This is a genomic window from Streptomyces sp. NPDC049837 (genome assembly GCF_040674455.1).
GTDB lineage: Bacteria > Actinomycetota > Actinomycetes > Streptomycetales > Streptomycetaceae > Streptomyces.
In genome coordinates this window covers 209265-233351 of sequence record NZ_JBFAMP010000013.1, presented here as the reverse complement: position 1 = coordinate 233351, position 24087 = coordinate 209265, and the positions used below count along the sequence as shown (strand labels likewise).

Below are 24087 nucleotides of genomic sequence, written 5' to 3'. Positions count from 1 at the left end.
AAGGGCGCTTCGCGTCGGCTTCGCCGATGGGCTTCGCCCACCCTTGACCGGCCGCCTCCGCCCGCCTTTTCACACTCGGAGGGCGGCCCGGGGGAGCCGGGTCCACGGGCCGGGTGGTGCTTGGCCGGGGCTGCGTCGCCGAGCGCGGGTTGGTGGGTGGGGCGCGGGGGGTGGAGTGGGGCGGCGGGGGTCGGTTCGGCGGGTGGCGGCCGGTTTCGGGTTGGGGTGCGGGCGGGTGGCTGGGGTGGGGTTGGGGCGGTGGAGCCGCCCTAGGTCCCGGGTCTCACGTCCCCCACCGGCATCCCAGGTCCCACAGCAGCACCCCACCGGCCTCTCTGGTCACACCCGCCACAGGTTCAGGGACTTGTGGGCGGGAAGGGACAGGCTTCTGCCCTTTGAGGCGCGCCTGGGGGTGTCCCTTGGCGCCCACAAGTCCGGTCGTCCGATACGGGGGTGACTGAAGGGGTGTAGGAGACGAGGCTCCCGACCCGCCGGGGCGGGTTTGCCCCCGGCGGCCCACGAGCGGTCACCGGGGGCGGGGTCGGGGCGGGTCAGAGCGCCGGGTGGGCGTTCTTCATCAGCTCCTGGAACTGGGCCGAGAACCAGTGGCCCGACAGCGGGGCGTTCGGCAGGGCGCCGGACATGTTGTTGTTGTTCCTGGGGTTGCCCGTGTACGTCGGGTCGCACATGCGGTCGAAGCCCTTGCCCTCGTCGTTCGGGATCTCGCGGCTCGCCCCGTCCGACTCGCCCGGCGGCTTCATCCAGACGTACGCGTCGATGCCCGCCGCGGGCGCGGCCTTCGGGCGTTCGCCGAGGCCGGCACCGGCCTGGTTGCACCAGTTGCCGAGGTGGATGCGCCGGTCGTAGCGGCCGCCGTTGACGTACGTGTCGACATTGGTCGTCGCACCGGGGCCGGACGGCCGGGCCGTGCCGCCCCAGCCGTTGCGGGAGGTGTCGATCAGCATGCCGAGGTTCGGCGAGAAGCCGATCCGGATCAGCTCGGCCCGCATGGCCTGGGCGTAGGACAGCTCGTCGGTGTACCGGTTCCAGTCGACCCACTTCGACTGGCGTACGGACACACCGTTGATCGTGTCGTTGATCGCGAAGTTGTCCTCCTTCAGCGCGCTGTAGTTGGCCGTGTTGACGATGAAGCCGTGCACGTTGGCGACCGTCGAGCCCTCGGCCGTCGCCGCCTGCTTGAAGAGCTGGGCGGACGCGCCGAAGTTGTCGTCCCAGCCGAGCCAGCCGTGGTGGCCGGCGTCCACGTAGTTGTAGACGTTGCCGACCGCGCCGAGCTTGTTCAGGGCGTAGCCGACGCCCTTGATGTAGTTGCCGTTCGCCTTCATCACGTCGCACTGGGGCGTGGCGGTCGGGCGCGGGGTGACGTTGGTGACCAGGTTGGGCAGGGAGTCGATCTCGACCGTCGTGACGATGCGCAGCCCCGCGTACTTGGGGTCGGCGAGGATCGCGGCGATCGGGTCGATGTACTGCGTCTTGTACTTGTCGATCTCCGTCGGGCCCAGCTCGCCGTTGGAGGCGAGGGCGGCGCAGTCGCGGCCCGGCAGGTTGTAGATGACCAACTGGACGGCGAGTTCGCCGGTGCCCTTCTGGCGCAGCGCCTCGTCGAGGTGGGCGCGCAGGCCCATGCCGCCGTTCACGCCGTTGATGGCGGCGATCCGGTCCAGCCAGACGCCGGTCGGCTGGCTGGAGACCCGGGTGCCGCCCGGCTCGGCGGCGGCCTTCGCGGACCACTCGGGGTTCACGTACACCTTGGCGCCCGCGTACGGGTTGTCGACGCGGGTGCCGACGGGCGGCGGCGGGTCGGTCGGCGGGTCCGTCGGGCCGCCGTTGCAGGTCACGCCGTTCAGCTTGAAGGCCGTGGGTACGGTGTTGGTGCCGCTGTACGAGGCGTTGAAGCCGAAGGAGGCGGAACCGCCGGTGGCCAGGCTGCCGTTGTACGACACGTTCCTGGCGGTGACGGCGGCGCCGGTCTGCGTGGTGGTGGCGTTCCAGGACTGGGTGATGCGCTGGTTGCCCGCGTAGGTCCACTCCAGGGTCCAGGAGCTCACCGGGTCACCGGTGTTGGTGACGGTGACGTTGGCGCCGAAGCCGGTGCTCCACTGGTTGGTGACCTGGTAGTCGACCCGGCATCCCGGGGCGGCGGCGCCTGCCGTGGTGCTCAGCGTGGTGGCGGTGGCGCCGGTCGCCGCCATCAGCGTGCAGGCGGCCAGTAAGGCGGTGCGGCGGCGGGAGGGCGGTGCGGCGGTTCTGGTGCGGCTCATGTCCGGTGCTACCTCTCGGTCGAGGGCACGCGCGTCGTTGGTCGCGCGGCCCTGTGACGGATACGTGCGGGGATGTGCCGTGGTCGTCGCCGAGTCGCTGATCAGGCGTACGAGTGCGTCGCCGAGTCACCTGCCACGAGCGGCGGCGGGTGGTGGGAGGAGCGAGCGCTGGATGGGCGTGCGAAGGCCCGTGCGACCATGCGCCGACTGAAAATGGAACCGCTCCCACTGGTGGAGCAGACCGTAGCGGCAAGTTCCGTCAAGGAACAGAGGGGCCGTCAATTTTCGCTGTCGATTTTCTTCGACTCTTCAAGCACCTTGACCCCTCGTCTCCATCTCCCCATAGTGGGAGCGCTCCCACTGGTTCAAGGCTTGTGCACGACGACTCCCCACGTCCGAGAGGAAGCCCCCGTGCGCAGAAGGCGGAACACCAGAACGCGAAACCTGCTCCTCGGCCCGGTGCTCGCCGCCGGCCTCCTCACCGCCGCCCCACCGGGCCAGCACGCCACCGCCGCACCGCGCGCCACCGCGTCGTATTCCTGGAAGAACGTCCGCATCGACGGCGGCGGCTTCGTCCCCGGCATCGTCTTCAACCGCACCGAGAAGAACCTCGCCTACGCCCGTACCGACATCGGTGGCGCCTATCGCCGGCAGCAGGCGACCAGGACGTGGACCCCGCTGCTGGACCACGTCGGCTGGGACGACTGGGGCCACACCGGCGTCGTCAGCCTCGCCTCCGACTCCGTGGACCCGGACCGCGTGTACGCCGCCGTTGGCACGTACACCAACAGTTGGGACCCCGGTAACGGCGCCGTCCTCCGCTCCGCGCCACCTGGTCGCGGGTCACCGCGTTCCCCAACCCCGGCAACTACGCCCAGGACCCGTCCGACACCAGCGGTTACGCCTCCGACAACCAGGGCATCGTGTGGGTCACCTTCGACGAGACGACCGGCACCGGGGGCGTCGCCGACAAGGCCAACTCCGTCTACCGTTCCACCGACGCCGGTGCCACCTGGTCCCGCCTGCCCGGCCGGCCCACCGGTCTCCTCGCCCACAAGGGCGTCCTCGACGCGACGAGCGGCCACCTGTACCTGGCGTACAGCGACACGGGCGGCCCGTACGACGGCGGCAAGGGCGCCGTGTGGCGGTACGCCACCAGGACCGGCACCTGGCAGGACATCACCCCCGACCCCCAGGCGTACTACGGCTTCAGCGGACTGAGCGTCGACCGCCGTAAACCCGGCACCGTCATGGTCACCGGCTACAGCTCCTGGTGGCCCGACACCCAGATCTTCCGCACCACGGACAGCGGCGCGACCTGGACGCGGGCGTGGATGACCGAGGCGCTGGAGATCGACCCGTTCGACTCCAACCGGATGATGTACGGCACCGGCGCCACCGTCTACGGGACCGACAACCTCACCGCCTGGGACAGCGGCGGCCGGATCGCCATCAAGCCCATGGTCCAGGGACTGGAGGAGACCGCCGTCCACGACCTGGTCTCGCCGCCCTCCGGCGCCCCGCTGATCAGCGCGCTCGGCGACATCGGCGGCTTCCGCCACACCGACGTCACCAAGGTGCCGGCCATGATGTTCACCTCCCCCAACTTCACCTCCACCACCAGCCTCGACTACGCCGAGAAGACGCCGAACACGGTCGTGCGCGTCGGCCACCTCGACGGCGGCCCGCGCATCGTCTTCTCCACGGACAACGGCGCCAACTGGTGGGCGGGTCAGGAGCCTTCCGGCGTCTCCGGCGGCGGCACGGTCGCCGCGGCGGCCGACGGCAGCCGGTTCGTGTGGAGCCCGGACGGTGCGGCCGTGCACACCACGGCGGGCTTCGGCACCTCCTGGACCGCGTCCCGGGGCATCCCGGCCGGCGCCACCGTGGAGGCCGACCGGGTCGATGCGAGGAAGTTCTACGGCTTCAAGAACGGGACCTTCTACGTCAGTACGGATGGCGGCATCTCCTTCAGCGCCGGGGCCACCGGCCTGCCCGCCAGCGGGAACGTCCGCTTCCAGGCGGTGCCCGGCCGGGGCGGTGACATCTGGCTGGCGGGCGGGTCCACGACGAGTACGTACGGCCTGTGGCACTCGACCGACTCAGGCATGACCTTCACCAGGCTCGGCGGCGTCGAGCGGGCCGACACCATCGGCTTCGGCAAGGCCGCCCCGGGCGCCGCGTACCCGGCGCTCTACACCAGTGCCAAGGTGGGCGGCGTACGCGGCATCTTCCGCTCCACGGACGCCGGGAAGAGCTGGACGCGGATCAACGACGACGCCCACCAGTGGGGCTGGACGGGGGCCGCCATCACGGGCGACCCCCGCATCTACGGGCGGGTGTACGTGGCGACCAACGGCCGCGGCATCGTCTACGGCGACGCTACGGGGTAGTCACCGCCGGCCGGGGTGCCGTGCGCATCCCGGCCCCGATGTGGAAGCTCGGGTGCGGGGGCTGGTTGTAGGCGGTGTTCTGCCACGCCAGCCCCGTGCGGTACATGGTGTCGTGCAGCAGGGTCGTGATCCTCGTACCCGTCTCGTACGGGGTCGAGTGGATCCGCAGCGCCCGGTTGTCCGACGTACGCCAGACGACCTCTTCGCGCCAGTCGCCGAGGATGTCACCGGAGAGCGCCGGGGTCGCCTTGGTGCCGTTGTTGGACGAGACGGAGACGCCGGTCAGCAGCCGGGTGTCACCACCGGTGCCGTACTTGTCGATCCGGGTGCCGTCCAGCAGCTCACGGGTGGTGTCCCCGTCCCACCAGCTAACGAAGTTGACGCTCGACGGCTCCCGCCCGAGCGAGGCCCCGGTCGCCGAGCGCAGCGTGGTGTCGGTGGCCGACCACGACTCGGCGCCGGGCGAGCCGGCGTGGACGTCGGCGGAGACGCCCCGGCCGTTGTCGCCGCCCGACGCGGTCTGCCACAGGACCTGACCGGTACGGGCGTCGGCCATCCAGGAGCCGGGCTTGGAGCCCTCCTCGGACACCTTGAAGTACTCCAGCCCCGCGCGGGCCGGGTTCAGGTCCCCGACATGGCCCGCGTCGCCGTGCCCGAGCCGCGTCGTCCACAGCCCGTTGCCGTTGTCGTCCACGGTCATCGCCCCGTACACGATCTCGTCCCGCCCGTCGCCGTCCACGTCCGCGACCGACAGGCTGTGGTTGCCCTGCCCGTCGTAGCCCTTGCCCGCGTTCGTCGAGGAGCTGGAGTCGAAGGTCCAGCGCCGGGTGAACCGCCCGTCGCGCCAGTCCCAGGCCGCGATCACGGTCCGGGTGTAGTACCCGCGCGCCATGACCAGCGAGGGCCGGGCGCCGTCCAGGTACGCGGTCCCGGCGAGGAACCGGTCGACGCGGTTGCCGTAACCGTCGCCCCAGGACGCCGCGTTGCCGCGCGGCGGCACGTAGTCGACCGTCCCCATGGCTGCCCCGGTACGGCCGTTGAACATGGTGAGGTACTCGGGCCCGGTGAGGACGTATCCGCTGGCGTTCCGGTGGTCGGCGGACGCGCTCCCGATCGCCCTGCCCGTCCCGTCGACCGTCCCGTCGGCGGTCTTCATGGCGACCTCGGCCCGCCCGTCGCCGTCGTAGTCGTACACCTGGAACTGCGTGTAGTGCGCGCCGGAGCGGATGTTGCGCCCCAGGTCGATCCGCCACAGCCGGGTGCCGTCGAGCCGGATGCCGTCGACGACCGTGTTGCCGGTGTGGCCGGACTGTGAGTTGTCCTTGGCGTTGGTGGGCTGCCACTTGAGGACGAAGTCCAGCGCGCCGTCCCCGTCGAGGTCGCCGAGGGACGCGTCGTTCGCCTCGTACGTGTACGCCACCCCGTCCGGCGTCGTGCCCCCGGCGGGCGGCGTGATGGGCACGTCCTTGTAGCCGGCGCGGAACTGCACGGCGTGGACGGAGTCGCCCTGCTCGACGCCGCCCACGACGGCGCGGACGGTGTAGTCGGCGTGGCTGGGCGCGCCGGAGTGGAAGTAGCTGGTGGCGCCGGTGAGGGGCGTGGCGTTCAGCTTCGTACCGGCCCGGTAGACGTTGAACGCCACCGTGTCGGGGTCGGTGCCGAGCCAGCGCCAGCCGACCAGGTTGCCGGTCCCGGTGTGGACGCTGACGACGCCCCGGTCGAGCCGCTCCACCTGCCGGGCGACCGCGGCCGCCGCTGTGGCTTCGGCGGCGCCGGCGGGGGCGGCGGGCAGGGCGGACAGAGCACAGGCGGCGGCGGTGGCCATGAGGGCGGAACGGCGACGTCTCGTGCGGGGGATCCGGTGCTGCGGGTGGTGCACGATTCCTCCTGTGGGGGCGAGGGCCGTGTTGCGTACCTCACAGTCGCCACCACGCGGGGGAATGTTGCCGGGAAACGACCGAGGCCCCGGTTCCATGAACCGGGGCCTCGATCGATCAGGGTGAGTAACGGGACTCGAACCCGCGACATCCTGGACCACAACCAGGTGCTCTACCAACTGAGCTATACCCACCACGACCGGTCTTTTTCCCGACCGGCCGAGAAAAAGTGTACAGGGTCCGGGAGGGTGCTCGCTCCCGCCTTTCGGGCGGCCGGGTGACGTGCCCGGGCGCCCGTGGCCGGGCTACTCCGGCAGGACGTGGCGCGCGGCGATCTGCTTCGCCGTCTCCGAGTCCGGGCCGGGCTGCGGGACGAAGATCGCCTCGCGGTAGTAGCGCAGCTCGGCGATGGACTCACGGATGTCGGCGAGCGCCCGGTGGTTGCCGGCCTTCTCCGGACTGTTGAAGTACGCCCTCGGGTACCAGCGGCGGGCCAGCTCCTTGACCGAGGAGACATCGACGATCCGGTAGTGGAGGTAGTCCTCCAGCGTCGGCATGTCACGCAGCAGGAAGCCGCGGTCGGTGGAGACCGAGTTCCCGCACAGCGGGGCCTTGCCGGGCTCCTTGACGTGTTCGCGTACGTAGGCGAGGACCTGCTCCTCGGCGTCGGCGAGGGTGGTGCCGTAAGGGAGCTCGTCCAGCAGCCCGGAGGCGGTGTGCATCTGGCGCACCACGTCAGGCATGGTCTCCAGCGCCGCGTCCGGCGGGCGGATCACGATGTCCACACCTTGACCGAGTACGTTCAGTTCCGAGTCGGTGACCAGTGCGGCCACCTCGATGAGTGCGTCATCCGTCAGCGAGAGCCCGGTCATCTCGCAGTCGATCCACACCATGCGATCGTTCATGCGTCCTACCTTAGAGGGGCGGCCGCCGGGGGGATGCGTGTCCGCTTCCCCTCGAAGGCCGCCCCTCCATGGCGGTGGGCGCCCGCTACGGCGCGCTGCGCTGGCCCGGGAGGGCCGCCCGGCCGCCCGTGAAGGCGTCCGCGTGCGGCTTGCCGTACCCGTGCGCGTGGCCGTGCCCGTGTTCCGGCGGGGCCGCGGAGGCCGCCGCCGGGCCCGTCGCGGTGGACGCCGCTGCCGCCCGTCTCGCCGCCGATGGCACCTGGGACGGCACCATCGACTCCACCACGCCCGGCGGCCCCGGCTGACCCGACGGCCCCGCCGGGTCGCCCTGCGGGCGCCGGGCCCGGTAGGCGGCCCGGTACGCGGCGGGCGAGGAGCCGAGCTGGCGGCGGAAGTGCCCGCGCAGCGCGACGGGCGAGCGGAAGCCGCAGCGCCCGGCCACCTCGTCGACCGAGTAGTCGGACGTCTCCAGCAGCCGCTGCGCCTGGAGCACCCGCTGGGTGATCAGCCACTGGAGCGGGGCGGACCCCGTCAGCGAGCGGAAGCGGCGGTCGAACGTCCGCCGGCTCATGTACGCGCGGGCCGCCAGCGTCTCCACGTCGAACTGCTCGTGGAGGTGCTCCAGCGCCCAGGCGACCACCTCGGCCAGCGGGTCGGCGCCGATCTCCTCCGGAAGCGACCGGTCGAGATACCGCTCCTGTCCGCCGCTGCGCCGGGGCGGCACGACGAGCCGGCGGGCGAGTGCCCCGGCCGCCTCCGTCCCGTGGTCGGTGCGCACGATGTGCAGACAGAGGTCGATCCCGGCCGCCGTTCCGGCGGAGGTGAGTACGTCGCCGTCGTCGACGAACAGCTCCCGCGGGTCCACATGGACCGACGGGTAGCGCTTGGCGAGCGTCGGCGCGTACATCCAGTGCGTGGTGGCGGGCCGCCCGTCCAGTAAACCGGCGGCGGCGAGCACGAACGCGCCGGTGCACAGGCCGACGATGCGGGCGCCCTCCTCGTGCGCGCGGCGCAGCGCGTCGAGCGCCTCGGCCGGTGGCGGCGAAGTGATCGACCGCCAGGCCGGTACGACGACGGTGCCGGCCCGGCTGATGGCCTCCAGCCCGTACGGCGCGGTCAGTTCGAGCCCGCCGGTGGTCCGCAGCGGTCCGTCCTCGCCCGCGCAGACGAGCAGCCTGTAGCGCGGAACTCCGGCGTCCTGGCGGTCAATCCCGAACACCGAGAGTGGGATCGAACTCTCGAAGATGGGGCCGCCGCTGAACAGCAGCACTGCGACGACCTCGCGACGGCGCCGGCCGGACAGTTTGCGTCCGGTCTCCGGTGCGGCGGAGTCCTGGCTCATGACGCTAAGCCCCCCTCGGTGTTCGCGTCTCCTAGGTCCTGTCGCTCCTGCACGATTCCCCTCGGTTTTGCACGAGTCCCCAGTCTTCGATAGTCATGATCGAATCTACTGTGTCCCGTGGCACCGGAGCGACAAGTTCCGTATTCGGCACTATGTCGACAAGGCAACTTGGCGCGAAGCATTCGATCACGAAGCGTTCCACTCGCGGACCCCGCAGGGAAGTGCGCCTCGCGCGCATGGCCCATCCACGTAGGGTGCGAGCGGCCCCGTCGGTCCTTTCTCGCCTGGTGACAAGGGGGTTGGCAGGCCATTCTGGCAAGGAACGGCCAGTGCGCTGAAGTTGGCTGAAAACATACGGGCGCGAGTGTGCGAACGCGTCAGTCCACGGGCGCACACCCCGCACCGCGGCGGCCTCCGCGGTGCGCCCCGGCGCCGGATCGCGAGTGCCGGCCGCCGCGGTGCGGGACGGCCGGCCGCCGGCTCTCCTCGGCCATCCGCTCCGAGCGGCGCAGCAGCACCCGGCAGGCGGCGGTCACGGCGGCCAGCCCGACGGCGGTCCCGGCGGCGCCGCCGAAGGACGTGCCGTACACGAGGAGGATCACGGGGACCAGGGCGCAACTGAAGGCCGCCCAGCGGACCACGTCGCTCGCCGACTCGGACGCGGACGACGGGGCGGGGGCGGGCGGGTGTGCGGGCACGGGGGCTCCCTGCTGGCTGCGGTATGACCGGTCGGACCGTGTGGCCAACGACGACCGGCCGCCCCGGTCACTGCCCCGGGTCCGGATGGCCGGGCTGGGGGAGAGTGTGAGTGCGGAGCGTGGCCGTACGGCTACGGAGGGATGCGGGGTGGCCGTCCGGCGGGGCGGGCGCCCAGGGGTCGGCGGGCGGACGGGCCGGTGGGCGGGCGCCCGGGCGGCCCTGGCGGCGGTGCAGCGGCCCCTGGCGGCTCGTCGGGGCGGTGCCGGGGTGGCTCCGGGCCGGGCCGTGGACCGCTGTAAGGGGCATCCGGCATTGCCATACGGGACGGGCTCGTGCATGCTCCCTGGAACGCCGTGTGCCGCCGCAGCAGGGTGGCGGGCACTGGGCAGCGGAGGAGTGCCGCCGTACCCTTGGGGGTATGGGGTTGGGAAGATGATTCCCGGACACACCTCCGCCGCCGACCGATGTACCCCTGCTCCTTCCCAAGAGGACCTTCTTCGCCGAGACACCGATGGCCGGTCACGAATTCCCTGAACCCGCGGACCGCAGGAAGGTCGCCGACTCCCCGGTCGACCCCCTCGCGGCGGAAGAGACGCGTCACTCCTGCGACCCCGCCTTCCAGCACGGAGTGGTGGTCGGCTTCGACGGCTCGACCTCCAGTGAGCGAGCACTCGCGTACGCCATCGGCATGGCCCGGCGGTCCGGCTCCGGCCTGATCATCGTGCACGTGGCGAACCGGCTGCCCACCACCGTGTGGGCCGGCTGCGAACCGCCCGTCTTCGTCGACGTACCGGACCACCGCACCGAGGTACTGGGTCTGGAGCTGGCCTGTGCGGACTACCTCTCCGAGGTGCCGTGGATCCTCGTCGAGCGCGGCGGGGACATCTGCCACGAGCTGGAGGAGGTCGGCCGCGAGTATTCGGCCGACGCCATCGTCGTCGGCTCCACGCACGGGATCGTCGGCCGCATGTTCGGCTCGGTCGCCGGACGGCTCGCGCGGCGCGCGCAGCGGCCGGTCGTCGTCATCCCGTAGCCCTGCCGTTATCCGCCGGTGATACGGCGTCAATTTCCCTGCCCGTAGGCGAAATTCGGCCGCCCCGCGAGGTGGGTTGTGCGCTTGTGAAGGGTATATCCAGGTGGCTGGGAAGCAGCACAACTGCACATGAGCATGAAGGGAGCCCGCCGTGGACAACGACGTCTCTGCGGGGAGCACCACCTCTACTCTCGGCCACCTCGCACTCGGTCTGACTCTGCTGGCGTACGGCGTCGGCGGCACCGGTGTGATCGACAACGTCGCGGCCTCCGACGCCGCGGCCCTCGCCACCTGGGTCGGCGGGGTCGCCCTCTTCGTCGCCGGCCTCCTCGAACTACGCGCGGGCAACGGCCGCACCGGCACCGCCTTCGCCGGCCTCGGCGCCTTCTGGTTCGCCTGGGGCAACGGCGTGGACGGCGGCGCGGTCTCCGCCGAGGCCGCCGGGCTGTTCATGGTCCTGTGGGCGATGCTGTCGCTCACGCTGACCGCGGCCGCCTCCGGCAGCGGGCTGCTCGGTCAGGGCGTGTACGGGCTGCTGACGCTCTCGCTGCTGCTCTCCGGCATCGGCGCCTTCGCGGACGCCTCCGCGCTCGGGCGTATCGGCGGCTGGGCCGCCGCGCTGGCGGGCCTCGGCGCCTGGTACGGCGCGACCGCGTCGCTCGCCAAGTGGCCGACCCTCTCCGGGCGCGCCGCGGGCCGGGGTGTGACGGCCACCGGCTGAAGCGGCCACTGAGGCCGGTGCAAGGGCGGCACCGGCCGTACGAAAAGGGCGACCCCCCGGTGCGTTGGTGGCACGCGCCGGGGGGTCGCTCACGCCCGGTCTACTCCACGGTGACGGACTTCGCGAGGTTGCGCGGCTTGTCGATGTCCCGGCCGAGGGCCAGGGCCGTGTGGTAGGCGAGGAGCTGGAGCGGGATGCCCATCAGGATCGGGTCCAGCTCGTCCTCGTTCTTCGGGACGATGATGGTGTGGTCCGCCTTCTCCTGCTCCTGGTGCGCGACCGCGAGGATCTTGCCGCTGCGGGCCTTGATCTCCTCCATCGCGGCGCGGTTCTTCTCCAGCAGGGAGTCGTTCGGGACGATCGCGACGGTCGGCATGGCGGGCTCGATGAGCGCCAGCGGGCCGTGCTTGAGCTCGGAGGCCGGGTACGCCTCGGCGTGGATGTAGGAGATCTCCTTCAGCTTCAGGGAGGCCTCCAGGGCGACCGGGTAGCCCCGGACACGGCCGATGAACATCATCGACTTGGCGTCCGCGTACTCGGCGGCGAGCTTCTTGATGTCCTCCTCGCCCTGGAGGATCTCCTGGATCTGCTCGGGCAGTCGGCGGAGGCCCTCGATGATCCGCTTGCCGTCGGCGACCGACAGGTCGCGGATGCGGCCCAGGTGCAGGGCGAGCAGCGCGAAGGCGACGACCGTGTTGGTGAAGCACTTGGTGGAGACGACGCAGACCTCCGGGCCGGCGTGGACGTACACGCCGCCGTCCGCCTCGCGGGCGATGGCCGAGCCGACCACGTTCACGACGCCGAGGACGCGGGCGCCCTTGCGCTTGAGCTCCTGGACGGCGGCCAGCACGTCGTACGTCTCACCGGACTGGGAGACGGCGATGTAGAGCGTGTCGGGGTCGACGACCGGGTTGCGGTAGCGGAACTCGGAGGCCGGCTCGGAGTCGGCCGGGATGCGGGCCAGGCCCTCGATCAGCGAGGCGCCGATCATGCCGGCGTGGTACGAGGTGCCGCAGCCGAGGATCTTCACGCGGCGGATGCCACGGGCCTCGCGGGCGTCCAGGTTCAGGCCGCCGAGGTGGACGGTGGAGAACTTCTCGTCGATGCGGCCGCGCAGGACGCGGTCGACGGCGTCGGCCTGCTCCGAGATCTCCTTGTGCATGTACGTGTCGTGACCGCCCATGTCGTAGGAGGCGGCCTCCCACTCCACGGTCTCGGGGGTGGCGGTGGTCAGCGTGCCCGAGGTGGTGTACGTACGGAACTCGTCGGCCTTGAGGGTGGCCATCTCGCCGTCGTCGAGGGTGACGATCTGGCGGGTGTGGGCGATCAGCGCGGCGATGTCGGAGGCGACGAGCATCTCCTTCTCGCCGATGCCGAGGACGACCGGGGAGCCGTTGCGGGCGACGACGATCCGGTCGTTGAAGTCGGCGTGCATGACGGCGATGCCGTACGTGCCCTCGACGACCTTGAGCGCCTCGCGGACCTTCTCCTCCAGGGTCTCGGCCTGGGAGCGGGCGATCAGGTGGGTGAGGACCTCGGTGTCGGTCTCGGAGGCGAAGACCACGCCGTCCGCCTCGAGCTTCGCGCGCAGCTCCTGGGCGTTGTCGACGATGCCGTTGTGGACGACCGCGACCTTGTTCTCGGGGTCCATGTGCGGGTGCGAGTTGATGTCGCTCGGGGCGCCGTGCGTGGCCCAGCGGGTGTGGGCGATGCCGGTGGTGCCGGTGAAGCGCTTGGGGACGCGGGCCTCCAGGTCACGGACCCGGCCCTTGGCCTTGACCATCTTCAGGCCGGCGGACTTCGGGCTGGTGATCACCATGCCCGCCGAGTCGTACCCCCGGTACTCCAGCCGCGCCAGACCTTCCAGCAGCAGCGGAGCCACGTCACGCTTACCGATGTAACCGACGATTCCGCACATAAAGTGTTGCCCCTCCAGGTTCGTGGTGTGTGCTCAGCCGTAGACGATGCGGCGCAGTTGCCGGAGCGAGAGCTCCGGTGGCGCCACGGCGCGGTGCGGCAGCTCGGCCGCGATGCGCTCGAAGATCGTGGCGTTCACCTCACCACCGGATTGCAGCTCGCGGTGGCGGCGGCGGACGAACTCCTCGGTCGTCTCGTCGAAGTACGCCAGCACGTCGAGCACCACCCGGGCGGCCTCACCGCGCTGGAGCGCGGTGCTGCGGACCAGGTGGTCGATGAGGTCGTCGTGCGACGGGCGGTGTTCGAGCACCCGTAGATAGTGAAGGACACGGGTACAGATGGCAAAAATTCTGCCCGACATCGGGCAGGGCTGAGTCCGTTTTGGTCAGAGTTGCTTGAGAACTGCCTGTTTCGCGGTGGCGAACTCGTCGTCGGTGAGGATCCCGGTCCGGTGCAGCTCGCCCAGCTCCCGCAGCCGCCGCAGCAGGACGTCATGGTCGGCGGCGGGCGCCGGCTCCGGAGTGTGCGGCGCGTCCGCCGCCGGAAGAGCGGCCACCGGGGCGTTCGGGTGCGGCAGCCGCGCCACCACGGCGGCGCCGACCAGCGCCATCAGCGGGTCCTTGCGGAAGCCCCACAGCTCCACGGCGTGCGGGTCGTACTTGGGCGCCGGGGGAGCGGCCGCCGTGCCGTCGGTCCGGAAGCGCAGGTAGCCGTTCTCCAGCCCGGCGGCCGGCAGCCACTCCACGGCCCGGACATCGGCCACCGCGAGGGTGCGGTCGCTCCCGGACGCCTTGGACTCCTCGGTCTTCCAGTTCCACTCCAGGCGGATGCGCTCCCCGTCGAACGTCACCGTGGCGTCACCAGCGCCGACGGTGATCGGCAGGGACGGCCCGGGGAGCAGGTACGCGTCCACGGGACCGGTCTCCACCTGCTCCAGCAGCAGCGCGCGGCGCACCTCGTCCACGAAGTACTCCGCCACCCCGCCGCGGTCGTTCGCCACCGCCAGCCGGTACGGATCGGAGCCGTCCGCCAGCCCGCCGCCGGTGATCTGGAGCAGCGGGCAGGCGCCGTCCCGCAGCCGCAGCCGGAGGCGCCCCGCCTTCTTCCCCGCCTCGAACGAGATCCCGGCCACCGCCCGCAGCGGAACGGACACTTCGCCGAGCGTCCTGCGCAGCAGCCCCACGCTCTTGTCGCCGCCCGGCACGATACGTATGACGTCCCCGTCGAAACTCCAGGTCCCGTCCTTCTGGATGATCTCCGTCATGGGGAGGATTCTGGCATTGGAGGCGACGGGAAGTGGTCTACACCTTGACCCGTCCTGGGGCGCACGGTACGCATGGTGACCGTTCGGTTGCTCTGCACCACAGTTGCGAGGCCCGTCGAAGGGACCAGCTCGTGAGACAGCACAGAACGTTCCCCCGCCTCCGCCTCCTCGGCTCCCTGCTGCTCGTCGTGGCGGCCGGGGCCGCCGGCATCGGGGCCGCGCCCGGTGGTGCCGCGCCCGGCCGGGCCGCCGCCGCGTCGGGCCCCCGGCCGCTCGGCGACATCGTGCCCGTACCCGCCTCCGTACGCCCCGGTGGCAGCCCGTACACCCTGACCGCCCGCACCCGAATCCACGTGGACGACGACTCGCGCGAGGCGCGCCGGATCGGGGCGTACCTCGCGGACGTGCTGCGGCCGTCCACCGGGTACGCGCTGCCCGTCGTGGACGACGACGAGGGGCCCGGTGGCATCCGGCTGCGGCTCAGCGGCCGTGAGACGGCGCTCGGCGACGAGGGTTACCGGCTGGAGTCCGGGCGCCGGGGCGTCACCGTCACCGCCCGCACGCCCGCCGGACTGTTCCACGGCGTCCAGACGCTGCGCCAGCAGTTGCCGGCCTCCATAGAGGAGGACACCCGCCAAAGCGGCCCCTGGCGGGTCGCGGGCGGCACCATCACCGACACGCCCCGGTACGGCTACCGGGGCGCGATGCTCGACGTCTCCCGGCACTTCTTCACCGTCGAGCAGGTCAAGCGCTACATCGACCGGATGGCGCTCTACAAGATCAATAAGCTGCACCTGCACCTGAGCGACGACCAGGGCTGGCGCATCGCGATCGACTCCTGGCCGCGCCTGGCCACCTACGGCGGCTCCACCCAGGTCGGCGGCGGGCCCGGCGGCTACTACACCAAGGCCCAGTACAAGGACATCGTCGCCCACGCCGCCTCCCGCCACCTGGAGGTCGTGCCCGAGATCGACATGCCCGGCCACACCAACGCCGCCCTCGCCTCGTACGCCGAGCTGAACTGCGACGGCGTCGCCCCGCCCCTCTACACGGGCACGGCCGTCGGCTTCAGCAGCCTGTGCGTGGGCAAGGACATCACGTACGACTTCGTCGACGACGTCATCCGCGAGCTCGCCGCGCTCACCCCCGGCCGGTACATCCACATCGGCGGCGACGAGGCGCACTCCACCAGCCACGAGGACTACGTCACCTTCATGGACAAGGTCCAGCCCGTCGTGGCGAAGTACGGCAAGACCGTCATCGGCTGGCACCAGCTCACCGGCGCGACCCCCGCCAAGGGCGCCCTCGCCCAGTACTGGGGCCTGGACCGCACCAGCGACGCCGAGAAGGCCCAGGTGGCGCGGGCCGCGCAGAACGGCACCGGGCTGATCCTGTCGCCCGCCGACCGGATCTACCTCGACATGAAGTACACCAAGGACACCCCGCTCGGCCTGTCCTGGGCCGGTTACGTCGAGGTCCGGCGCTCGTACGACTGGGACCCGGCGACCTACCTCCCGGGCGCGCCCGCCTCGGCCGTCGCCGGTGTCGAGGCGCCGCTGTGGACGGAGACCGTCTCGTCGAACGCGCACATCGACCACATGGCGTTCCCCAGGCTGCTCGGCGCCGCCGAGCTGGGCTGGTCCCCGGCCGCCTCGCACGACTGGGAGGCGTACAAGCAGCGGCTCGCGGGGCAGGGGCCGCGCCTGGAGGCACTGGGCGTCGACTTCTACCGGTCGCCGCAGGTGCCGTGGAGGACGGAGTAAGGACAGAGCCGGCTGGAAAGGAGCCGGCGCCCGGGGACCGTACCCGGGCGCCGGCCGCCGGAGTCAGGCGTCCTGCTCCGACGTGTCAGGGGTCTCGCGCAGGGCGTCCTCGCTCAGGCCCTTGCGCCAGTAGCCGACGAACGTCACGCGCCGGCGGTCGATGCCGCGCTCGCCCACCAGGTGGCGTCGCAGTGCCTTGACCGAACCGGCCTCGCCCGCGATCCAGGCGTACGGAGCCGTGCCCGACAGTCCGGCGGCGCGTACGGCGTCGACCGCGGCGGGTGCGCCCTCCTCCCGTACCAGCCAGGTGACGGTCGCGTCCGCCTCCGTCCGCAGCTCCAGGCGGTCGGCGGCGTACGGGACTTCGAGCCACACCCGCGCCCGCGTCCCGGCGGGCAGCGACTCCAGGATCGACGAGGCGGCGGGCAGCGCCGTCTCGTCGGCCCAGATCAGCACCTCGTCCGCGTCCTCCGGCAACCGGAAACGCACACCGGTGTTGTCGGCGACGGTCGGGCCGAGGACGACCACGCGGTCGCCCTCCGAGGCTTGCGCCGCCCAGCGGCACGCCGGGCCACCGTCCTCGTGGAGGGCGAAGTCGATGTCGACCTCGTCCGGGTCCTGGCGCTGCTCGCGCACGGTGTACGAGCGCATCACCGCCCGTACGTCGTCGGGCATGGCCCGCCACGCGCCGAGCGCGCCGTACAGGTCGCCGTCCTCCAGGGGCGGCATGACCGGCTCCGGCTGGCCCGGGTGCGGCAGGAAGAGCGACAGGCTCTGGTCGCGGCCTCCGGAGGCGAAGTCCTTCAGTTCCTCACCGGTCGCCCCGGGCGCCCCGGTCGTCCCGGTCGTCCCGGTCGCCCCGGTGAAGGTGACGCGCACCATCGACGGGCCGAGCCGCCGGGTCCGCACCACCCTCAGGGGGAAGAAACCGAACATGCGGCTCAGGCCACCTTCTTGGCGTTCTCGATCGCCTTGGCCAGGTCCTCCAGGAGGACGGCGCACTTGTCGTACGAGTAGATCGGCTCCGTGAAGCGCGGGATGACCTGACCGGCCTTGACGGCGGGCAACTGCGTCCAGGTCGGCTTGGACTTCAGGTCAGCGGGCTGGATGGCCTGGCTGCGGTTGTCCATCATGATGATGTCGGCCGGGTACTTGTCGAGGTTCTCCCAGCTCAGCTCCTCGAAGTAGCCCTGGGCGTTCACCTTCGGCCGCACGAACTTCACGCCCAGTTCCTCGAAGTACGCGGTGTCCGCGGACATCTTGGCGAGCGAGACGTAGAACAGCTCGGCGCTGGCCGAGCCGATCATGACGCGGATCTCGGGCCGGGCCTTCGCGGCGGCGCGCAGTCGCGCGGCGGCCTTCTCGAAGCGGGCCTTGGCGTCGACCGTCTTCTTGTCCTTCAGGTCCGCGCCCAGCGACTCGGCGAGCTGGGCGTGGCGCTCCAGGGCCTTGGGCATCGTGGTGTTGGCGGCCCACAGCGCGACGGTCGGCGCCAGCTTTACGATCTTGTCGTGGGACTGCGGCGGCAGGTACCACAGCACGTCCTTGTCCCACATCGCCGAGACCAGCAGCTCGGGCTCCAGCTTCAGGTACTCCTCGATGTTGAAGGTGCCCCAGACGTTGCCGAGGTTCTTCACCTTCGTGACGTCGAGGTCACCGGCCTGGATGTCGGCCTTTTCCTTGCCGGTCTTCGGGTCCTTGACGGTCGTCGGGCCGAAAACGCCCTTGACCTCGATGCCGTAGTCGTGGAGGGCGGCCGCGGTGCCGATGAAGGCGACGATGTTCTTCGGGGTGGACTTCAGCTCGACGTTCTTGCCGCGGTCGTCGGTGAACTTCCACGGGCCGGACTTCTCGCCTGCCGGGGACGAGCCCTTGCTGTCCTTGCCTCCGTCGCCGCACGCCACGAGCGCGGCACCGAGCCCGAGGGCGCCGCCCGCAGCGAGCAGACCGCGACGGGTGAGGTGGGTGGCTCGGGCGTTGCTGGGCATGGCGAGTCGCTTTCGTACGGCCGCATTCGGCCACTGGTCGAGGTCGAAGGTAGGTTAGCCTAACCTCACGAGCTGTCCAGAGGGTGCCCCGGTGTGCGATGGAGCACGGCCGGCCGCCGTCTGCGGGTGACGGCGGCCGCGACGTACGCCGGAGCTCAGGCCGACAGGCCCAACTCCCGTGCGATCAGCATGCGCTGGACCTCACTCGTGCCCTCGCCGATCTCCAGGATCTTGGAGTCGCGCCACATCCGGGCCACCGGATACTCGTTCATGAAGCCGTAGCCGCCGTGGATCTGGGTGGCCTCGCGGGCGTTGTCGACGGCGACCGTCGACGAGTACAGCTTCGCCAGCGCCGCTTCCTTCTTGAACGGCTCACCGCTCACCAGGCGGGACGCCGCGTCACGCCAGCCGATCCGGGCCATGTGCGCCCGCATCTCCATGTCGGCGATCTTGAACTGGATGGCCTGGTTGTCGCCGATGGGCCGCCCGAAGGCGTGCCGCTCCTTGGCGTACTTCACCGACTCGTCCACGCACCCCTGCGCCAGGCCCGTCGCCAGCGCCGAGATGGCGATCCGGCCCTCGTCGAGGATGCGCAGGAACTGGGCGTACCCACGCCCCTCCTCGCCCAGCAGGTTCGACACCGGGACGCGGACGTCGGAGAAGGACAGCTCACGGGTGTCCGAGGCGTTCCAGCCGACCTTGGAGTAGGGCGCCGCGACCGTGAAACCGGGGGTGCCGGACGGGACGATGATCGAGGAGATCAGCGGCTTGCCCTCAGGGGTGCGGCCGGTGACGGCGGTGACCGTGACCAGGCCCGTGATGTCCGTACCGGAATTGGTGATGAAGCACTTCGAGCCGTTGATGACCCACTCGTCGCCGTCCCGCACGGCCGTGGTGCGGGTGCCGCCCGCGTCCGAGCCCGCGCCCGGCTCGGTCAGCCCGAACGCGCCCAGGATCTCCCCGCTGCACATGCGCGGCAGCCACTTCTGCTTCTGCTCCTCGGTGCCGAAGCGGTAGACCGGCATCGCGCCGAGCGAGACGCCCGCCTCCAGGGTGATGGCCACGGACGAGTCCACCCGGGCCAGCTCCTCCAGGGCGATGCCGAGGGCGAGGTAGTCGCCGCCCATGCCGCCGTACTCCTCCGGGAAGGGCAGGCCGAACAGGCCCATCTGCCCCATCTCGCGGACGATTTCGTACGGGAACTCATGGCGCTCGTAGAAGTCCCCGATCTTCGGGGCGACGACCTCGTGGGCGAACTCCTCGACGGTACGGCGCAGTTCCTCGTGCTCCGGTGAGAGCCGGTGGTCCAGGGACATGACTCAGGACTCCTTGTGGGAGGCCGCGCCGCCGAGGGCGCGGACGGTGCGGGACGGGCTGGGACGGCCCAGTTGTCCGGCCAGCCACACGCTCGTGGCGGTGAGCCGGCCGAGGTCGACCCCGGTGTCGATGCCGAGGCCGTGGAGCATCCACACGAGGTCTTCGGTGGCGAGGTTGCCGGTGGCGGACTTGGCGTACGGGCAGCCGCCGAGGCCACCGGCGGAGGCGTCGACCGTGGTGACGCCGTGCTGGAGGGCGGCGAGGGTGTTGGCGAGCGCCTGGCCGTAGGTGTCGTGGAAGTGCACGGCCAGCGCGTCCGTCGCGATGCCCGCCTCGTTCAGCGCGGTGAGGAGCCGCTGTACGTGGCCAGGGGTGGCCACGCCGATGGTGTCGCCCAGGCTCAGCTCGTCGCAGCCCATGTCCTTCAGCCGCCGGCACACGGCGACGACCTGGTCGACCGGGACGGGGCCTTCCCAGGGGTCGCCGAAGCACATGGACAGGTAGCCGCGCACCGTGAGGCCGTGCTCGATGGCGCGGGTGACGACCGGGGCGAACATGGCGAGCGCCTCGTCGACCGTGCGGTTCAGGTTGGCCTTGGCGAACGACTCGGTGGCGCTCGCGAAGACGGCCACCTCACGCGCCCCGAGCGCAAGCGCCCGGTCCAGCCCCCGCTCGTTCGGCACGAGGACGGGCAGGCGTACGCCTTCGAGATCCCTGACGAGCGGGAAGAGCCGCTCGGCGTCGGCGAGCTGGGGCACCCACTTGGGGTGGACGAAACTGGTCGCCTCGATGGTGGACAGCCCGGCGTCCGCGAGGCGCCGGATGAACTCGGCCTTCACCTCGGTGGGGACGACGCCCTGCTCGTTCTGGAGGCCGTCGCGCGCGCCGACCTCGTGGATGCGCACGCGCGCGGGCAGGCCGTCCGCGGGGAAGGCCATGGGAAGTCCGCTGGGGCCGGTGGTTCCGGTGGTTCCGGTGGTCATGCCTCCGCCTCCTCCTTGGGAATCACCACGGCCAGCACCTGGTCCATGGCGACGGTGGTGCCGGGGGTGACGTCCAGCTCGGCGACGGTGCCGTCGTGCGGGGCGGAGATGACGTGCTCCATCTTCATCGCCTCGACGACCACCAGTCCCTGCCCGGCCGTCACCTCGTCCCCGACGGCCACCTTCACGACGGTGACCGTGCCCGGCATGGGCGCGGTGAGCGAATCGGCCCCCGCGTGGGCGGTCCGGCTGAGCGACGCCTCCACGGGGTCGTGGTCCAGGACGTTCCAACTGTCCCCGTCCCGGCCGAGCCACGTCCCGGCCCGGTGGAAGGTGTGGGTGAGGCCGTCCACGGTGACGGTGACCCGGTCGTCGGTCACGCGCGCGTGGCCCCGCGTCCGGTGCGCGACGGGGTCGAGTCCCGGTACGCGCAGCCAGTGCGTGACCGGTACGGGCTCCCCGCCGAGCCGCCAGCCGCTGGGTACCGAGAACGGGTCGGTCCAGCCGGAGGCGTCCGGCCGGGGCCGAAGCTCGGCCTCCCGTACCGCCGCGGCCGCTTCGTACACCTCCTCCGGCACGCCCTGAGGGACCAGCCCGTCCACGTCCCGCTCCACCAGGCCCGTGTCCAGGTCGCCCGTGACGACGTCCGGATGGGCGAGGAGGCGGCGGAGGAAACCCGCGTTGGTCGGGACGCCGAGGGTGACGGTGTCCGCGAGGGCCGCCCGGAGCTTGCGCAGCGCGGTCGGGCGGTCGGGTGCGTGGACGATGACCTTCGCCAGCATCGGGTCGTACAGGCTGGAGACCTCGGTGCCCTCGCTGAGGCCCGAGTCGGTCCGTACCCCTTCGCCCTGCGGCTCGTTCAGCGCCAGCACCGTGCCGCCCGACGGGAGGAAGCCCCGGGAGGGGTCCTCGGCGCAGATACGGGCCTCGATGGCGTGGCCCGTCAGCGTGATGTCGTCCTGGGTGAACCCGAGCGGCTCCCCGGCGGCCACCCGCAACTGCCATTCGACCAGGTCCACGCCCGTGATCAGCTCGGTGACCGGGTGCTCGACCTGGAGCCGGGTGTTCATCTCCATGAAGTAGTAGGCGGACGGGTCGCCGCCCGGGACGATGAACTCCACCGTCCCCGCGCCCCGGTAGCCGCACGAGCGGGCCGCCTGGACGGCCGCCTCGCCCATCGCCGCGCGGGTCTTCTCGTCCAGCAGGACGGAGGGGGCCTCCTCGATGATCTTCTGGTGGCGGCGCTGGAGCGAGCACTCGCGCTCGCCGAGGTGGACGACGTTGCCGTGACCGTCCGCCAGCACCTGGATCTCGATGTGCCGGGGCCGGTCGATCCACCGCTCGACGAGGAGCGTGTCGTCGCCGAACGACGCCCGCGCCTCGCGCCGGGCCGCCGCGATCTCGTCCAGCAGGGCCGACTCCACGCGCGTGAGGCGCATGCCCTTGCCGCCGCCGCCCGCCGAGGGCTTCAGCAGCACCGGCATACCGATCTCACGGGCGGCCGCCGCCAGTTCGTCGTCGCTCAGCCCGCTCCCCGAGGAGCCGGGCACCACCGGCACGCCGGCGGCCTTCACGGTCTCCTTGGCGCGGATCTTGTCGCCCATCAGGGCGATCGCGGACGCCGGCGGTCCGATGAAGACCAGTCCGGCGTCCTCGCACGCCTGCGCGAAGGTCGCGTTCTCCGCCAGGAAGCCGTACCCGGGATGGACGGCCTCGGCGCCGGTCCGCGCGGCCGCCTCCAGCAGCCGGTCCACCCGCAGGTAGCTCTCGGCGGCGGCCGGCGGACCGATCCGTACCGCCGTGTCCGCCTCCCTCACGTGCCGGGCGTCGGCGTCCGCGTCGCTGAAGACGGCGACCGAGCGGATGCCGAGGGCCCGCAGCGTGCGGATGACGCGGACCGCGATCTCGCCCCGGTTGGCGACAAGAACAGTCGTGAACATCAGTCCCTCACATCCGGAAGACGCCGAACTGGGGGTCTCCCAGCGGGGCGTTGGCGCAGGCGGTCAGGGCCAGACCCAGTACCTGGCGGGTCTCCAGGGGGTCGATGACGCCGTCGTCCCAGAGCCGGGCCGTGGCGTAGTAGGCGTTGCCCTGCTGCTCGTACTGGGCGCGGATCGGGTCCTTGAACGCCTCCTCGTCCTCGGCGGACCAGGACTCTCCGCGCCCCTCGATCTGGTCGCGCTTGACGGTGGCGAGGACGGAGGCGGCCTGCTCGCCGCCCATGACGGAGATCTTGGCGTTGGGCCACATCCACAGGAAGCGGGGGCTGTACGCCCGGCCGCACATCGAGTAGTTCCCCGCGCCGTACGAACCGCCGACGACGACCGTCAGCTTGGGCACGCGCGTGCAGGCGACGGCGGTGACCATCTTGGCGCCGTGCTTGGCGATGCCGCCCGCCTCGTAGTCCCGGCCGACCATGAAGCCGGAGATGTTCTGGAGGAAGAGGAGCGGGATGCCCCGCTGGTCGCACAGCTCGATGAAGTGGGCGCCCTTCTGGGCGGACTCGGCGAACAGGATGCCGTTGTTGGCGACGATGCCGACCGGGTGGCCGTGGATCCGGGCGAAGCCGGTGACCAGGGTCTGCCCGAACTCGGACTTGAACTCCTGGAACCGCGAGCCGTCCACGATCCGGGCGATGATCTCCCGCGCGTCGTAGGGGGTGCGCGAGTCGACCGGCACCGCGCCGTACAGCCCCGCCGGGTCGACCTTGGGCTCCTCGGCGGGCTCCACCGACCAGGGCAGCGGGCCGCGCGCGGGCAGCGTCGAGACGATGTTCCGCACGATACGGAGGGCGTGGGCGTCGTCCTCGGCGAGGTGGTCGGTGACCCCGGAGGTGCGGGAGTGGACCTCGCCGCCGCCCAGCTCCTCGGCCGTGACGACCTCGCCGGTCGCCGCCTTCACCAGCGGCGGGCCGCCCAGGAAGATCGTGCCCTGGTTCCGTACGATCACGGCCTCGTCGCTCATGGCGGGCACATAGGCCCCGCCCGCCGTGCAGGAGCCCAGCACCGCGGCGATCTGCGGGATGCCGGCGCCCGACATCCGGGCCTGGTTGTAGAAAATCCGCCCGAAGTGCTCCCGGTCGGGGAAGACCTCGTCCTGCTTGGGCAGGAACGCACCGCCCGAGTCCACCAGGTACACGCACGGGAGGCGGTTCTCCAGGGCCACCTCCTGCGCCCGCAGGTGCTTCTTGACCGTCATCGGGTAGTACGTGCCGCCCTTGACCGTGGCGTCGTTCGCCACGACGACGACCTCGCGGCCGCTCACCCGGCCGATACCGGCGATCACCCCGGCGGCGGGCGCCTGGTCGTCGTACATCCCGTTCGCCGCGAGGGGCGCCAGCTCCAGGAACGGCGACCCGGGATCGAGCAGGGTGTCCACGCGGTCGCGCGGCAGCAGCTTGCCGCGCGCGGTGTGCCGGGCGCGGGCCTTCTCACCGCCCCCGAGGCGGGCGGCGGCCAGCCGGGCGCGCAGCCCGTCGGCCAGCTCGTGGTGCGCCGCCTCATTGGCCTGCCAGGCGGCGGAAGCCGGATCTGCCGTGCTGGTCAGCACGGGCGCCTGCTGCATCATGCCCCCAGTTAATGACCGTTAACGTATGTCCATCAG

At 71.4% G+C, this 24087-nt stretch carries 17 protein-coding genes, 1 tRNA gene and 1 pseudogene; 4 read left to right on the top strand and 15 right to left on the bottom strand.

Annotated features, from left to right (window positions below):
* Nucleotides 1-551: 551 nt before the first annotated feature.
* Nucleotides 552-2282, bottom strand: coding sequence for a glycoside hydrolase family 6 protein (locus AB0J57_RS29910; protein WP_366131463.1), 1731 nt, complete (start codon nt 2280-2282; stop codon nt 552-554).
* Nucleotides 2283-2693: 411 nt separating this feature from the next.
* Here AB0J57_RS29910 and AB0J57_RS29905 point away from each other — a divergent pair.
* Nucleotides 2694-4663 (top strand): annotated as a pseudogene (locus AB0J57_RS29905) (xyloglucanase); the annotation flags it as partial.
* 1 nt (nt 4664) lies between these two features.
* Here AB0J57_RS29905 and AB0J57_RS29900 read toward each other — a convergent pair.
* The 5 genes from AB0J57_RS29900 to AB0J57_RS29880 all read right to left on the bottom strand — a co-directional run bounded on the left by AB0J57_RS29900 (nt 4665) and on the right by AB0J57_RS29880 (nt 9497).
* Nucleotides 4665-6554 carry a rhamnogalacturonan lyase gene (locus tag AB0J57_RS29900; protein WP_366131462.1) on the bottom strand — a complete coding sequence of 630 codons (1890 nt, stop codon included), beginning with the start codon at nt 6552-6554 and terminating at the stop codon, nt 4665-4667.
* A gap of 119 nt (nt 6555-6673) precedes the next feature.
* A tRNA-His gene (locus tag AB0J57_RS29895) sits at nt 6674-6746 on the bottom strand.
* 111 nt (nt 6747-6857) lie between these two features.
* Complete coding sequence (orn, locus tag AB0J57_RS29890) at nt 6858-7457, bottom strand: oligoribonuclease (protein ID WP_366131460.1); 600 nt, start codon at nt 7455-7457, stop codon at nt 6858-6860.
* Nucleotides 7458-7542: 85 nt separating this feature from the next.
* A complete protein-coding gene (locus AB0J57_RS29885) occupies nt 7543-8799 on the bottom strand; it encodes a helix-turn-helix domain-containing protein (RefSeq protein ID WP_366131459.1) in 1257 nt (418 codons plus the stop codon).
* Nucleotides 8800-9176: 377 nt separating this feature from the next.
* The gene (locus AB0J57_RS29880) at nt 9177-9497 is read right to left on the bottom strand and encodes a hypothetical protein (RefSeq protein ID WP_366131458.1); all 321 of its coding nucleotides are present in this window, start codon (nt 9495-9497) and stop codon (nt 9177-9179) included.
* 512 nt (nt 9498-10009) lie between these two features.
* Between AB0J57_RS29880 and AB0J57_RS29875 the strand changes: the two genes are divergently transcribed.
* Nucleotides 10010-10531, top strand: coding sequence for a universal stress protein (locus tag AB0J57_RS29875; RefSeq protein WP_366131457.1), 522 nt, complete (start codon nt 10010-10012; stop codon nt 10529-10531).
* 151 nt (nt 10532-10682) lie between these two features.
* Nucleotides 10683-11252, top strand: coding sequence for a GPR1/FUN34/YaaH family transporter (locus AB0J57_RS29870; RefSeq protein ID WP_366131456.1), 570 nt, complete (start codon nt 10683-10685; stop codon nt 11250-11252).
* 100 nt (nt 11253-11352) lie between these two features.
* On the opposite strand, the gene glmS is transcribed toward AB0J57_RS29870, so the two are convergent.
* From glmS to AB0J57_RS29855, 3 genes are all read right to left on the bottom strand, one after another.
* Entirely contained in the window at nt 11353-13170 is a 1818-nt protein-coding gene (glmS, locus tag AB0J57_RS29865) for a glutamine--fructose-6-phosphate transaminase (isomerizing) (protein ID WP_366131455.1), read from the bottom strand.
* Nucleotides 13171-13203: 33 nt separating this feature from the next.
* Nucleotides 13204-13479, bottom strand: a complete 276-nt coding sequence (locus tag AB0J57_RS29860) for a hypothetical protein (protein ID WP_064069380.1) — start codon at nt 13477-13479, stop codon at nt 13204-13206.
* A gap of 75 nt (nt 13480-13554) precedes the next feature.
* A complete protein-coding gene (locus AB0J57_RS29855; protein ID WP_366131454.1) occupies nt 13555-14433 on the bottom strand; it encodes a DUF4429 domain-containing protein in 879 nt (292 codons plus the stop codon).
* A gap of 131 nt (nt 14434-14564) precedes the next feature.
* Here AB0J57_RS29855 and AB0J57_RS29850 point away from each other — a divergent pair, with 131 nt between their 5' ends.
* A complete protein-coding gene (locus AB0J57_RS29850) occupies nt 14565-16196 on the top strand; it encodes a beta-N-acetylhexosaminidase (protein WP_366131453.1) in 1632 nt (543 codons plus the stop codon).
* Between the two features lie 63 nt (nt 16197-16259).
* On the opposite strand, the gene AB0J57_RS29845 is transcribed toward AB0J57_RS29850, so the two are convergent.
* From AB0J57_RS29845 to AB0J57_RS29820, 6 genes are all read right to left on the bottom strand, one after another.
* The gene (locus tag AB0J57_RS29845) at nt 16260-17132 is read right to left on the bottom strand and encodes a siderophore-interacting protein (RefSeq protein WP_366131452.1); all 873 of its coding nucleotides are present in this window, start codon (nt 17130-17132) and stop codon (nt 16260-16262) included.
* A gap of 5 nt (nt 17133-17137) precedes the next feature.
* The gene (locus tag AB0J57_RS29840; RefSeq protein WP_366131451.1) at nt 17138-18184 is read right to left on the bottom strand and encodes an ABC transporter substrate-binding protein; all 1047 of its coding nucleotides are present in this window, start codon (nt 18182-18184) and stop codon (nt 17138-17140) included.
* 155 nt (nt 18185-18339) lie between these two features.
* Nucleotides 18340-19500, bottom strand: coding sequence for an acyl-CoA dehydrogenase family protein (locus tag AB0J57_RS29835; RefSeq protein WP_366131450.1), 1161 nt, complete (start codon nt 19498-19500; stop codon nt 18340-18342).
* A 3-nt stretch (nt 19501-19503) separates the two neighbouring features.
* Entirely contained in the window at nt 19504-20484 is a 981-nt protein-coding gene (locus AB0J57_RS29830; RefSeq protein WP_366131449.1) for a hydroxymethylglutaryl-CoA lyase, read from the bottom strand.
* Complete coding sequence (locus AB0J57_RS29825) at nt 20481-22424, bottom strand: acetyl/propionyl/methylcrotonyl-CoA carboxylase subunit alpha (RefSeq protein WP_366131448.1); 1944 nt, start codon at nt 22422-22424, stop codon at nt 20481-20483. The genes AB0J57_RS29830 and AB0J57_RS29825 overlap by 4 nt, the downstream gene beginning before the upstream one ends.
* Before the next feature lie 7 nt (nt 22425-22431).
* On the bottom strand, nt 22432-24048 hold the full coding sequence (locus AB0J57_RS29820; protein WP_366131473.1) for a carboxyl transferase domain-containing protein: 1617 nt from the start codon (nt 24046-24048) through the stop codon (nt 22432-22434).
* Between the last annotated feature and the right edge of the window lie 39 nt (nt 24049-24087).

Bases quoted from the DNA above. Each gene is read 5' to 3' on its own strand.
- AB0J57_RS29910 (WP_366131463.1), bottom strand. From the start codon at position 2,282: ATGAGCCGCACCAGAACCGCCGCACCGCCCTCCCGCCGCCGCACCGCC.
- AB0J57_RS29835 (WP_366131450.1), bottom strand. From the start codon at position 19,500: ATGTCCCTGGACCACCGGCTCTCACCGGAGCACGAGGAACTGCGCCGT.
- AB0J57_RS29855 (WP_366131454.1), bottom strand. From the start codon at position 14,433: ATGACGGAGATCATCCAGAAGGACGGGACCTGGAGTTTCGACGGGGAC.
- AB0J57_RS29825 (WP_366131448.1), bottom strand. From the start codon at position 22,424: ATGTTCACGACTGTTCTTGTCGCCAACCGGGGCGAGATCGCGGTCCGC.
- orn (WP_366131460.1), bottom strand. From the start codon at position 7,457: ATGAACGATCGCATGGTGTGGATCGACTGCGAGATGACCGGGCTCTCG.
- glmS (WP_366131455.1), bottom strand. From the start codon at position 13,170: ATGTGCGGAATCGTCGGTTACATCGGTAAGCGTGACGTGGCTCCGCTG.
- AB0J57_RS29830 (WP_366131449.1), bottom strand. From the start codon at position 20,484: ATGACCACCGGAACCACCGGAACCACCGGCCCCAGCGGACTTCCCATG.
- AB0J57_RS29885 (WP_366131459.1), bottom strand. From the start codon at position 8,799: ATGAGCCAGGACTCCGCCGCACCGGAGACCGGACGCAAACTGTCCGGC.
- AB0J57_RS29875 (WP_366131457.1), top strand. From the start codon at position 10,010: ATGGCCGGTCACGAATTCCCTGAACCCGCGGACCGCAGGAAGGTCGCC.
- AB0J57_RS29840 (WP_366131451.1), bottom strand. From the start codon at position 18,184: ATGCCCAGCAACGCCCGAGCCACCCACCTCACCCGTCGCGGTCTGCTC.
- AB0J57_RS29845 (WP_366131452.1), bottom strand. From the start codon at position 17,132: ATGTTCGGTTTCTTCCCCCTGAGGGTGGTGCGGACCCGGCGGCTCGGC.
- AB0J57_RS29820 (WP_366131473.1), bottom strand. From the start codon at position 24,048: ATGCAGCAGGCGCCCGTGCTGACCAGCACGGCAGATCCGGCTTCCGCC.